Source organism: Nereida ignava, from assembly GCF_001049735.1.
GTDB lineage: Bacteria > Pseudomonadota > Alphaproteobacteria > Rhodobacterales > Rhodobacteraceae > Nereida > Nereida ignava.
The window spans coordinates 319,021-331,413 of the sequence record NZ_CVPC01000003.1 but is presented as its reverse complement, the minus strand read 5'-3'; the positions used below and the strand labels follow the sequence as shown (position 1 = coordinate 331,413).

The following is a 12,393-nucleotide window of genomic DNA, read 5'->3' as shown; positions in this document are numbered from 1 at the left end:
TATCTGCTGATAGATACAAGGCTGTTGGCGTAGCCTAAAAGCTGACCAATAGTAGACTTTTCAAACACCTATGGGAGACTATGTTGTTAACACCTTTGGTATTAACTCTTAATCTTTATCAAGATTAAGAACTGCTAATCTGTTATATTTGATAAGGCTAAGCTGACTGTTATGTAGCCTCAGTAGACCTTGGGGTATATATCGTTAGTCAGCAGCAAAGTGACAGTATTGGTTTCATCGAGTGTACCACTATTATAGCATCAAGTCACTGTTTTGTCAAGTTTTTATGCTGTATTGAGCCCTGGATTAAACGCTTGCGATCGACATGAAAGCCGAAGTTATTGTTAAAATAATTCTTGCTTACAACGACCTGATTTAACATCAACAAAGATCGCTATTTCCACCTCTCAAATGAAACTTCTTAGAAGCCCGTAGGATAAGGACACTAAGTCAAATGCATCTCAACCAATTACTGACCAGATTACTGACCAATATGCGCCTTATTGTAGTGAACTAAGGTATGCTATATCCAATGATTACAGGGTATTAACTGATTGTTGGTGGATGAGATAGGAGCCAAACTCACTGTCTGTCCGCCACCTACTGCCTCACTAGCAGTGGCATATCCCAGATAAGCATCAGTTATTACTCACTTATTTAGGCTCGGCACTTGTCATGCCGTACGTGAGTACTGACCAAATTGCTGACTGATGCTGTTAGGCTTCATGAACTATAGATGTTTTCCAGTCTTCAAGGACAGTCCTGCGAGCTTATTGATGAAATCAGTGCTCCACTTGCCCTAGTAATTTAGGTAATTAATCGGGCAACAAGAGAGTTCACCAGTTCGCTTTCGGAATGCGCTAACGGGTCCGAAACACTGTCAGCGAGAGCCAGCATCATGACCAAACCCAAGACTGAAGTATGAATGACAAAGGCAGTCTGCCGTGCCTCCGCGGCAGAGCCATCAAGTTTTTCAGCCAAGTAGCCATACAATTTCGAGGTAGCCTGATGGATTTCGTCCATCGCTCCTTCTTTGCGACTGACTTGCGAGCCAACCTTTAACGTTTGCGGCGCTAAGTACATCATTCGAAATCGGTCAAAGTTTTCGGCATGGAAGGAAACAATCTCGGTCACAAAAGCGCTAATCGCTTCATTGGCCGTTTTCGCCGATTTGACCGCTTTTTCCGCCGCTTGAGCTTCTGTATCAAGCCAATCAATAAACATTGCCGCCAACAGAGCGCTTTTGGATGGAAACCAATAGAGCACGGCCTGTTTGGTGATGCCCAATTCGGCGGCCACTTTGTCAAAAGAAACTGCATTTGCGCCTCCCTTAGAAAGGAGGTCCTGTGCTGCATTCAGTATTTTTTTATTCGTTTTCATTTCAGCCATAGAATTTTCTTGATTAAGCATTTGAAATCAACCTACCATTGGTAAGTGATAAGTACCAATTCATTTGATACCGTAACAAGGAGAGCACAATGCCAATGCTAGCTATGTGTATGCCAATCTTACCCGGCAAATTAGACAAGTGGAAAGCGATGATGGAGCAGGTCAATTCAACACCTGACTTCGCTAAGTCGCGAGAGGAAGCAGGTGTTCATGAACGATCATTCTTTCAGCAAACACCAAATGGTGATTTCCTAATTATTACCATGGAAGGTGACGATCCTACTGCGAGTTGGGCACAAATTATGTCTACCATGCCGCCTGAATTTGCTGAATTTGCCGCTGAGGTTCATGGGTTAGATGTGAATGCGCCACCGCCTCCACTGCCTGAGCTATTCTTCGACAGCCGCGCGTAGCAAATAGGTGGTTGAGGGATGTTAGATATGTAAGGCCATCCGCCTTACCTAAGTAAAATCAAACCAGAATAGGAAGTTGCCATGTTTCAAGCAGCCGGCGGGGCATTAAATTTCACTGCAATTCTAATCCCTACACTAATGGCGCTTTATTATGGGTTCAGGTGTCTGGTTCAAACCGACAAAGCAATCGCCCAGTGGGGCATAGGTCCCGCAGCCGAACAGATGGTAAAAGTCACGGGCGCATACGCGCTCGCACAAGGCATAATGTACGCAGTAATTTTACTTACGTCGCCAGCCGGAGCTTGGGAATTATTTGCGTTTTCTACAATTTGGTCTGCAGTTTTTTTGTACATTTCCATCCAGACAAACAACAGTGAATGGTCCAAGATCGAGGGTGTCAATGCATCCAACGAACCCATAATTGTAAGTGCGGTAATGTTAGCTTTGCACATCTATATTATGGCTACGATGTCCGACATTATTTATGGCTGACCCATAAATATCGTCCAAGGCAATCAATTAGAACCAATATGCTAGATTAGAGACGTTTTGCCTTTTTTGCTCCGATTATAGTCCCCCAAAACAAAACATTAGAGAATAAACATGGACCTATTAAACCTCCAGAACCCTGTATTTCTGGTATATACAGTTGCAGCGTCCCTCATGGTCTTAAAGATAATGGGTCAAGGGTGGATGACAGTCTACCGCATGCTCAAAGTCAATGGAGGCTGGGCAAGCCCGGAAGACTTGCGCCCAGGTATGATCAACAAAGCACCAGACGTTTCGCAGCTTGAGTCAAACGACTATGTGGAACGCTCACGTCGCATGCACCGTAATGATTTGGAGAATATCCCTGCGTTTTGGATCAGTGGGTTACTGTTTGTATTTGCTGAGCCAAGCTTAATACTCGCTCAAATCCTGCTGTATGGTTTCGTTGTTGCGCGACTTTTGCACTCGATCGCTTACGCCACACAACGTAGCCATGAAGTGCGGGCAACCTTCTATACACTCGGGTCCGTGATCGTGGTCCTGATGGCGTTATACACCCTTAACGTTGTGCTGAACTGATCCCTGCACTCGCCTGTTAGCCGTTCAAACATCCGGCAAGATACAGGAGAATAGACACAATGATCTACGAACAATATGCTGAAGCGTGGGACACACAAAACGCCGACTTATTGGGCAGCCTTTGTCATCCAAATCTCGAGATGATCATGCACTCTTCAGGCACGGTCGTCTCTAAGGCGGAATACATTGAACGGCTTGGGCCAATGATGCAGAAAATAAAACCTGAAAATCGGCGCTGCTTATACGAAAATGAAGACGTACTGATCATGCACTTTTTGATACCATTTCCAAATGGAACCAAGGATGCTGTTCTCTACTACATTCAAAAAGAAAACGGCTTGATGCGGAGAATTGAGACAGGCTCAACGCCTTTGAATAAGGGCTAACAAAAAATCGGAGGTTCCGGTGTGATCTAAAGGAGCAAGGCAGATCGAGCAAATGTCTAAATAGCTTTGACTAACCACTCCTGCAGCACACTCATAGGATATCCTGAACCATACCCCTGCCCTACACCGTCAGTCGCCCAACCACCTATTTGGTCGGTAATATCTGATGGACACTGAACTGCCCTCAGCCTGTCTCGCATTGAGTGTCTGAAGCTGTGCATAGTGCATCCATCAGGAACGTAATGTTTTAACCACTTATTAAGTGCTGCACTCGCTGAGTTAGCTGTTGTAGCTGATCCCCTGTTATACCTTGGGAAAGCAAAATCTGATCCATTGTCTGCCTCTATTATGCGTTTAGCAGCCCACAACGCTTCGCCGACCAAGGGTATCTTACGTTCGCTACTGGCAGTCTTCAGATTACGCCAAGGCTGCTTGGTAACACAGACATAGGGGAGATCAGTATCCAAACCTATGAAGTCCTGCTTAAGCAGCCCTGCCCCTTCAGCCAGTCTCATGCCAGTGTCTGAAATTAAAGCTATCAACCACCGCATGTCGTCGTCGATTACACGACACTCTGATTGAATGTTTCGAATATCATCTATCGGAATTGGCTTACGAACCAACACCCCTGCATTACGGTCATGATAGACACCGATGAAGGGGTTTCGGACATCCAGTGCATACTCTGACAAGGCAAAGTTAATGACAGCCTTAAGATAAGAGAAGTTACGGGTAATGCTGGAACCTGTAAGTCCACGTGCAACAAGCCAATCCCTGAATTGAAGCGCATCTTGGCGTGTATAATCTGACAAGGGTTTGTTGCCACATAGACCAATCAGATAATTACAGGATCGCTCAGCAGCCACACGGAAGGTCTTAGGGCGACCTTTACCCTTCTGCTCAAGATAAACCTCCAAGGCAGCTAGGAGGGACGGACAATCGCTCTGTGGCTGCTTTGCATCTAGTTTTAAGCTGCCACTAAATGAATCCTTAACTAAGGACATGCCAATCACGTCAGACTTAGCCAATCGTACCTGGCTCCAATACGCTTCTAACTTAGCAGAAATAATGGAGGCTTGTACCTTCGCTTTCTGTGGTGACGTCGTGCGCAGCCCTTGGACAATACGATGGTAAGAATAGTGATCTCGAAGGTCAGACGGGACACGACGAGAAAAGTAATAGTAACCATTACGAATGAAAGTATGGGGGATGGTTTTGGTCAGCAATTTGGTCAGTACTCACGTACGGCATGACAAGTGCCGAGCCTAAATAAGTGAGTAATAACTGATGCTTATCTGGGATATGCCACTGCTAGTGAGGCAGTAGGTGGCGGACAGACAGGGATTCGAACCCTGGAGACGGTCTCCCGCCTACACACTTTCCAGGCGTGCGCCTTCGACCACTCGGCCACCTGTCCGTGAGGGGCAAATAGCGGCAATCAGTGGGGAGGATCAAGGGGTTTCTTAGGGTTTGTTCACAAATACGGCCGCGCAGGCCAACATAGCAGCCTGTTTATTCTGATGCCCTCGCCTCAATCCGCTAAATGCACATAGACACGGCGGTTGATTTTGCCCTTTTTCTCGATCTTACCCAGCCGGATCGCACCAATCTCGCCGGTGCGTTCAATATGAGTGCCACCACAAGGTTGCAGATCAATTTGCGTTGTTTCATCACCGATACGAACCAAGCGGACAATTCCCGCACCGGTGGGCGGTTTGACTGACATGGTCTTCACCAAATCGGGGTTTGCGTCCAATTCGGCAGCTGTGATCCACGCATCTGTCACAGCAAAGTTGGCTTCGATCAAACGGTTCAACTCTGTTTCAATCGCTGCTTTATCCTCAGGCGGGGTCTCCATCATAAAGTCCAGCCGTCCTTTATCTGCCGCAATTGCCCCCCCTGTCACAGGCAGCGGGATTACTACGGACAGCAGGTGTAGAAGCGTGTGAACACGCATCATCCGGTGGCGACGCTCCCAGTCCAATGTTTGCGTAACTTGCGTGCCAACAGCAGGTAGGGCAGTCGGCTCAGCAGGTACGAGGATCAAGGCCCCCTCGCCTTTGATGCAGGTCGCGATCTTCATTGCACCGCCCTGCCATGTGATTTGACCACTATCGCCGGGCTGGCCGCCGCCCGTTGCGTAAAAATTTGTCTGATCTACCACAATGCCGCCCTCAGGCGTGTGGCTCACAACTTTGCCGGTTGCATCACGCAAATAGGCATCTGTTAGAAAAAGAGGCTCTGTATTCATGTCTCACCGAATGATTTGCGGTAAATGTCGTTCAAGCTCACTCAGCGCTTTCAAAGACCGAGGGAATATCACTTGCCTTTTGATCAAGCCACTCTGGTACAGGCAGGCCTTTTTCACGCAAAAACGCTGGGTTGAAGAGCTTGGATTGGTAGCGTGTGCCGTAATCACACAGGATCGTCACAATCGTATGGCCCGGCCCCATTTCACGAGCCATACGCATCGCGCCAGCGACGTTAACACCGCTTGAGCCACCAAGAACCAAACCTTCGTTTGCGAGCAAATCAAACACGATCGGCACTGCTTCTGCATCCGGGATGTTGAACGACATATCGGGTGTGAACCCATCAAGATTGGCCGTGATGCGCCCCTGCCCGATCCCTTCGGTGATGCTGCCCCCGCTAGATGCAAGCGCGCCAGTGGTGTAAAAGCTGTGAAGTGCCGCACCATCTGGATCCGCAAGGCCAATCTTTACGCCCTTGCTTTGCAACGCCATACCAACGCCGGCCATCGTACCACCAGAGCCTACCGCACAGATAAAGCCATCAACCTTGCCGCCGGTTTGTTCCCAAATTTCGGGGCCCGTTGTCTCGATATGGGCTTGGCGGTTTGCAACGTTGTCGAATTGGTTCGCCCAAATGGCGCCATTTGGCTCTGTCTTGGCCAGTTCATTCGCCAGCCGTTCTGAATAACGCACATAATTGTTCGGGTTTTTGTAAGGGGCCGCAGGAACCTGAACCAAAGTCGCTCCAGCCAGCTCAAGCATATCTTTCTTTTCTTGGCTTTGGGTCTCTGGGATCACGATGACAGTCTTGAAGCCCATTGAGGCGCCCATCAAGGCAAGTCCGATGCCCGTGTTGCCCGCCGTACCCTCAACGATTGTGCCACCCGGTTTCAGATCACCACGGGCAACGGCGTCCTTAATAATGTAAAGCGCCGCGCGATCTTTGACCGACTGACCGGGGTTCAGGAACTCGGCTTTGCCGTAAATATCACAGCCCGTGGCAGCGCTTGCTGCTTTGAGGCGGATCAACGGGGTGTTGCCGACTGCGTCAGCGAGATCTTTTACAACGCGCATCGAGCGGTCCCTTCTATTTTGGTGTTGTCTCAGATGTAGGCCAGCGCGGGCGCGATCTCAACCAATTAGCGCGCGATTTGAACCGCGTAAGCGCAAGCGATTAGGAATGTGCCTATGCAATCCCTGCCCGAAGCTCATCGCGGTGCCGCGCCAGCCACAAAGCCAAGAGTAAAGTCGGTGCGTTTTTCAAACCACCCCCGTCAGCTACCTTCATAAACGCATCAAAACTCAGAAGGTGCGAGGCGATATCTTCAGCCTCACCTACTTCTCCGCCAACGCCCGTGATGTCATCCGGCAAATCAGCTGTTCCCACGTAAAGATAGAAAAACTCGGTCGATGAACCGGGGCTTGGGTAGGCCTCAGCAACAGTATGAAGCGCGCTGAACTTTAGCCCCGCTTCTTCCATAGCCTCGCGGTGTGCCGCATCTTGGGGTGCCTCAAACGCATCGATAAGCCCCGCAATTGGCTCCATAGACCAGCAATCAGACGCACCGCGCAGATACGGACCGACGCGAAATTGCTCAACCAAAACGACCCTATCGCGCACCGGATCGTAGGGCAGCACAATCGCAGCATCAGCACTTTTGAACGCCGCACGAGTCACAACAGGGCTGCTTGACCCATCGAAACGCTTGAACGACAAATCCATCTCGTCCATCGCGAAGAAATTAAAATACGGCGTGCGGTGCCCGAAAAGTGAAACATCATCGCGCGACAGGCGGCCATCTACAGGCCCGCTCCCCGCTTCGGCCCGCAATCTTGACGCAGCCCGTGCGCGGATCATGCCAAACCGCGCGGCCACGTCCGCACCACTCAGCTGGCCAAAATAACTCATCACTTCTGCAGCAGCGGTTCGGCTAACTTCGCCAAAGTCGTGCTGCCACTGACTTAGGGACCACGCCCCCTCTGCCTGCCATTGACCACGCGGAGGCATGTAGATGTCCGCCCCATCAATTTGCACCATATCATAGGCAAAACCGCTTTCGTAAAAATCCAAACGCGCTCGGTCATTCTGGCTAAGGCCATCAATGCGTAGCGCTTTCGCCGATTGGCCTTTTGCAGCTTCAATGATTGGAAAACTTTCGCCTTTAACTTGGCTGACCCGATAGCCCTCAAGCATCACGTCGCTAAGGCGCAAATGATCAGTCTGCCCTAGGATTACTTCGCGTAATGCGGCGTCACGCAGCGTGCCGTAGACAATCAAAGACCCGTTCGGAGTTGGCATATCTTCTTCATTGTCTACTTCACCAGGCATTACGGCAAGCCCGGTTTGTCAAAAGCCTGCGCCGCTTTTGCGCCCAGATAAGCCGCCAAAACACCTCCGCCAAGCACAACAAAAATCACGCTACCACTCGCCATAACCTGCAGGTCTTCAAAGGCGATTTCAAAAACAGCAATGACCGCTTCCATCGCTTGATCGTATTGCTTGCGCAAAGATAGCTCGAGCATTTTGATCGTTGAGTGCGCCAACAATGCCCAAAAGACCCATGCAAATGCGCCAGTCAGACCGTGAACAACGATGCCTTTTGCAGCGGGCTTGACCCGAGGACCGATCACCATCCAGCCAACCACAAACCCTGCTGCTGCGTTGATCTTTGCAAACCATTCAAACGGGGGATCTTCCACCATCAGCGGTGCGATCAGAAACGATGCACACCACCCCATCGCGGCCAACACCGCCGCTGCAACAAGACGACCGGCTGTTGGCATCACGAACACTCCTTACTGCACGAGTTACGGCACGCTGCAACCTGCCGTGATCCAAAACCTTAAACAGGTTTGCCCACAGTGATCTGCGTTACGTCACAGTTTCGGCTATCAAATGTCGACGCGCAAGAGGTCAGGTAAAAGTTCCACATCCGGCGGAACCGCTCATCAAAACCCATGGCCGCCGCTTCTGCCCAACGGGCGTTGAAATCCTCGTACCAGCGGCGCAATGTAATCGAATAGCTCTCACCAAATTCAATTGACTTGGCCACGGTCAACCCCGCTTGGGCAACGTGTGATTTAAGAATACGCGGCGCGGGCAACATGCCACCGGGAAAGATATATTTCTGAATAAAATCTGGGCCACGTTTATAAACGCTCCACCGCTCGTCCGCGACGGTAATGATCTGAAGCGTCGCTTGTTTACCGGGCTTCAGGCACTTGTGCAGCGTCTCAAAATAAACAGGCCAATATTTTTCACCCACCGCTTCGAACATCTCAATACTGGCGATGCCATCATACGTGCCTTGCTCATCACGGTAGTCTTGCAGCTTAAACGTCACAAGATCGGAAAGACCTGCTTTTTCAATGCGTTCTTGAGCATAGTTAAACTGTTCCTGACTGATCGTAAGCGCCGTTACCTTTAGGCCGCGTTCTTTGGCGGCGTATTCGGCAAAACCACCCCAACCAGAGCCAATCTCAAGCACATGATCACCGGCACTGACGCCCATCTCATCAATCAACTGGGCATACTTCTGTTCTTGCGCTTTTTCCGTGCTCTCTTGCCCTGTTTTGAACAAAGCCGATGAATACGTCATCGTATCGTCAAGCCATAACCCGTAAAAATCATTGCCTAAATCATAATGATAGCTGATGTTTTTACGCGCTTGGCCTTTGGAGTTTGATTGCAACCAAAACCGCAGTTTTTCGTACATCCGAACAAGCGCCTGCCCCGCAAACCCGTCGTACATTTCCTCGTTACCGTCATGCACCAAATCCATGAAGGCCTGCAGATCGGGCGTGGACCACCACTCGTCGAGATACGCATCACAAAATCCAAGATCGCCTTCACGGATCAGCCGGCCAAACAAATCGTTGTTGTGAATATGAACTGTCGCCACAAAACCCGCCGCCGTACCGCTTGCGCGAAAATGACGGCCGTCTGGCAAAATCATATCAAGCTGTCCGCGAGACATGCTTTGAGCCATAGAAAACACTTGGGTAAAATAACGGGGCAGATTTGCTTGCCCTTGTGTCGTGGTCAGGATCATACGTGCTTCCTAGCTGATATCGGTTGTGTCCACTTTGCCTGACAGGCGCCGGGATTGGAAGTGTAACCTATTGCAATCATTTACAAAGCCAAGTGCATTAACGCTGGGTAACTTCTTCAATGACGTGTTTTTCAGCCCGATCATCAAAAACCACGGTTTTCATACGCCCCAAGTGCTGCTTTACGCCCTGCTTCAGCCGTCACAATCGGTTCAGGATAACGCGCGTTAGGGGCCAGACCCCAGCTTTGTGGGATCGCGTCAAAATACTGGAGCGCAGTCTTTGCGGGGTTCGCACGCCCTTCGGCGATCCACGCACTGACGTAGTCGCGGTTTTTATCGAACTTATCGAGCTGCGTCACGGGGTTGAACACACGAAAATACGGCGTCGCATCCGGTCCCGACCCCGATGACCACTGCCAACCCATAGCGTTTGATGCAGGATCCCAATCCGTCAGACATTCCTCGAACCATTTTTGGCCAATCTTCCAATGGCACTGCAGGTGCTTGGTCAGGTAGCTGGCCACAATCATACGACCACGGTTATGCATTTTTCCCGTCACATACATCTCACGCATCGCGGCATCTACGAATTGAATGCCCGTACGGCCCTGTTTCCAAGCCCGCACTTTTTCAGCGGTCTCGTCTGTATTCCACGGAAATGCATCCCAGTCCGGTTTCCAATTTTGCGAGACAATCTGTGGGGTGTGGTGCACCAAATGATACGCAAATTCGCGCCAAACCAGCTCTTTGAGGAATGTTTCTGCGCCTGCTTTTCCCTGATGCAGTGCGGCTTGACCCGCGTGCCAGCATGTCGTCGGGCTGATCTCACCCAAAGAAAGGTTTTCAGACAAACCACTTGTGCCGTCTTTCCAAGGAAGGTCACGGTTGGTATCATAGCCCTGAACGCGTGTCTCGATAAAGCTATCAAGACGCGCGCGGGCGGCATCTTCACCCACACGAGCATACTGTGCAACGATCGCCCCACCACGGTGCATAGCACGCCCAAGCCCCCAGTCAGACAGCGCATCGGACGCAACATCTTGGGATAGCGACGCCAGCTTGGTTGGCGCACTCAGGGGCGCAGGCACGTCGCGATCGCGCACCATTTTCCACATCGGGGTGTATACTTTATAAAACCCACCAGTCTTCGTCTCAACAGTCCATGGCTCAAACATCACGTGCCCTGCGAAACTGCGCGCATCGATGCCCTGTTCTTTGAGCGCAGATTTGACATCCGTATCACGTTCTTTCGCATCAGGATCATAGAGCCGCGACCAGTAGACAGAGCCCGCGCCGGTTTCAGCGATCACGCTTTTGAGAACCTCAAGGGCGTTCCCACGGCGCAAAATCAAACGCGCACCGATCTTTTCAAGGGACGCCTGCAACGCGCCAAGCGATTGTTCCAGACGCCACTTCGGCGCCGCACCAAGAGTTTCAACAATTTGATCGTGAATAAACAGGGCCACAACCGGCCGCCCTGTTTTACACGCAGCCGTCAGTGCCGGGTGATCTGAAAGGCGCAAATCACGCCGGAACCACATGATGATTGGTGTCTGCTCGCTCAAAATAGCCCCCTGCCGTCAACTCGCGCGGCAAGGCCGCTTTCACAGCATTTGATCTAGGGCTTGGATCAGCAAATCAACCTCGGAGGGGGATGTGTAATGCACAAAACTCAGCCTAAGGACCCCTTGGGCCAGATCAACGCCGAGTGCCTCAAGTGCACGGTCGGCATAAAACGTCCCGCCACCGGCCATGATGCGTTTATCCGACAAACGCCGCGCCACGTCTGCGCCGCTTTGACCGTCAACAACAACCGAAACAGTGGGCAGCCGCTTTTGCGCGTCAATCGGCCCAAGGACCCGCAAATCGGCACGTCCCTCAAGATAGGCCATCAAGGGGCGAAGCGCTGTTTGCTCTGTCTCGTGGATCAAGGCTGCAACTGACTCCGCCCGTCCTGTCGCGTCACGCCCCGCTTTGAAATGATGTTCATAAACCGTGTCGAAATAATCCACGATCCCCGCGCAGGCCGCGACTTGCGCATGGTCTGGACCCGCTGGCGTAAACCGCTTGTAAAGGACATGGTTGTTGAAGCCATGACCCTGCCCCGGCAGCGCCATCCCAAGGTTACGATTTATCACCATGATGCCCTGGTGCGGACCGTATGTTTTATAGGCCGAAAACAGATAGATATCAGCGCCCATCTTTTTGATGTTTGGCAAGCCGTGGGGTGCAAAACTGACCCCGTCCACACAAGTAAATATCTCGTTCTCACGCGCTATTTCACAAATGGCCGACACATCATGCGGCGCGCCCACAACGTTAGAGGCGTGAGGAAAGCACAAAAGCTTGACCCGCTCATCAATCAGCTCTTCAAGATCATCGGTCTCAAGCATGCCCGTCTCAGGGCGCATTTTCCATTCGCGCACCTCGATGCCGCGGTCAGCCAATCGCCGCCAGACGCCACTGTTGGCCTCATGATCTGCGTCCGTGACGATGATTGCTTGCTTCTCGGTAAGCCACGATCCGAAAGCTTGGGCCAGCACATAGGTATTTTGGGTGGTCGACGGACCGAAGCTTACCTCATCAGTTTGCACGCCAAGCAGACGTGCAAGCCGTTCGCGTGCCTCATCCATTTCGGCGCCGGCAAGTTCAGAGGCGGGGTATTGACCATAAGGTTGGACTTTGCGCTCGCGGTAAAAACGGTTCAACCGCCACGCCGAATGCCTGCACGTATAACTACCGCCCGCATTCTCGAAAAACCCTCGCCCGCGCAAGGCAGGCTCGGCAAACGCAGGGAACTGCGCACGCACAAAATCAAGGTCCATTATCATAT

The 12,393-nt window shown here is 51.0% G+C and carries 13 protein-coding genes and 1 tRNA gene; 4 read left to right on the top strand and 10 right to left on the bottom strand.

Features of this window, described 5'->3' with window-relative positions; translation table 11 throughout:
* Positions 1 to 807 precede the first annotated feature (807 nt).
* On the bottom strand, positions 808 to 1,389 hold the full coding sequence (locus NIG5292_RS03850; protein ID WP_048598157.1) for a TetR/AcrR family transcriptional regulator: 582 nt from the start codon (positions 1,387 to 1,389) through the stop codon (positions 808 to 810).
* Positions 1,390 to 1,478: 89 nt separating this feature from the next.
* Here NIG5292_RS03850 and NIG5292_RS03845 point away from each other — a divergent pair, with 89 nt between their 5' ends.
* The 4 genes from NIG5292_RS03845 to NIG5292_RS03830 all read left to right on the top strand — a co-directional run bounded on the left by NIG5292_RS03845 (position 1,479) and on the right by NIG5292_RS03830 (position 3,256).
* A complete protein-coding gene (locus tag NIG5292_RS03845) occupies positions 1,479 to 1,802 on the top strand; it encodes a hypothetical protein (RefSeq protein WP_048598156.1) in 324 nt (107 codons plus the stop codon).
* An 81-nt stretch (positions 1,803 to 1,883) separates the two neighbouring features.
* Positions 1,884 to 2,294, top strand: a complete 411-nt coding sequence (locus NIG5292_RS03840) for a hypothetical protein (RefSeq protein ID WP_048598155.1) — start codon at positions 1,884 to 1,886, stop codon at positions 2,292 to 2,294.
* A 111-nt stretch (positions 2,295 to 2,405) separates the two neighbouring features.
* Complete coding sequence (locus NIG5292_RS03835) at positions 2,406 to 2,870, top strand: MAPEG family protein (RefSeq protein WP_048598154.1); 465 nt, start codon at positions 2,406 to 2,408, stop codon at positions 2,868 to 2,870.
* Positions 2,871 to 2,929: 59 nt separating this feature from the next.
* Complete coding sequence (locus NIG5292_RS03830; protein WP_048598153.1) at positions 2,930 to 3,256, top strand: nuclear transport factor 2 family protein; 327 nt, start codon at positions 2,930 to 2,932, stop codon at positions 3,254 to 3,256.
* Between the two features lie 56 nt (positions 3,257 to 3,312).
* Here NIG5292_RS03830 and NIG5292_RS03825 read toward each other — a convergent pair whose 3' ends face one another.
* From NIG5292_RS03825 to NIG5292_RS03785, 9 genes are all read right to left on the bottom strand, one after another.
* Positions 3,313 to 4,482 carry a DUF6538 domain-containing protein gene (locus NIG5292_RS03825; RefSeq protein ID WP_233488156.1) on the bottom strand — a complete coding sequence of 390 codons (1,170 nt, stop codon included), beginning with the start codon at positions 4,480 to 4,482 and terminating at the stop codon, positions 3,313 to 3,315.
* 101 nt (positions 4,483 to 4,583) lie between these two features.
* Positions 4,584 to 4,673 (bottom strand) — tRNA-Ser (locus NIG5292_RS03820).
* A gap of 114 nt (positions 4,674 to 4,787) precedes the next feature.
* Complete coding sequence (locus tag NIG5292_RS03815) at positions 4,788 to 5,507, bottom strand: alanyl-tRNA editing protein (RefSeq protein ID WP_048598152.1); 720 nt, start codon at positions 5,505 to 5,507, stop codon at positions 4,788 to 4,790.
* A gap of 37 nt (positions 5,508 to 5,544) precedes the next feature.
* Positions 5,545 to 6,582, bottom strand: a complete 1,038-nt coding sequence (locus NIG5292_RS03810) for a cysteine synthase A (protein ID WP_048598151.1) — start codon at positions 6,580 to 6,582, stop codon at positions 5,545 to 5,547.
* Positions 6,583 to 6,694: 112 nt separating this feature from the next.
* Complete coding sequence (locus NIG5292_RS03805; protein ID WP_048598150.1) at positions 6,695 to 7,837, bottom strand: NUDIX domain-containing protein; 1,143 nt, start codon at positions 7,835 to 7,837, stop codon at positions 6,695 to 6,697.
* Positions 7,837 to 8,292 carry a TrgA family protein gene (locus tag NIG5292_RS03800; protein WP_048598149.1) on the bottom strand — a complete coding sequence of 152 codons (456 nt, stop codon included), beginning with the start codon at positions 8,290 to 8,292 and terminating at the stop codon, positions 7,837 to 7,839. Before NIG5292_RS03800 ends, NIG5292_RS03805 begins: the two co-directional genes overlap by 1 nt.
* A 59-nt stretch (positions 8,293 to 8,351) precedes the next feature.
* The gene (locus NIG5292_RS03795) at positions 8,352 to 9,560 is read right to left on the bottom strand and encodes an SAM-dependent methyltransferase (RefSeq protein WP_048598148.1); all 1,209 of its coding nucleotides are present in this window, start codon (positions 9,558 to 9,560) and stop codon (positions 8,352 to 8,354) included.
* A gap of 143 nt (positions 9,561 to 9,703) precedes the next feature.
* Positions 9,704 to 11,125, bottom strand: a complete 1,422-nt coding sequence (locus NIG5292_RS03790; RefSeq protein ID WP_280522175.1) for a cryptochrome/photolyase family protein — start codon at positions 11,123 to 11,125, stop codon at positions 9,704 to 9,706.
* Between the two features lie 39 nt (positions 11,126 to 11,164).
* Positions 11,165 to 12,391 (bottom strand): aminotransferase class V-fold PLP-dependent enzyme, encoded by a 1,227-nt coding sequence (locus tag NIG5292_RS03785; protein WP_048598147.1) that lies wholly within the window; start codon positions 12,389 to 12,391, stop codon positions 11,165 to 11,167.
* Positions 12,392 to 12,393 lie beyond the last annotated feature (2 nt).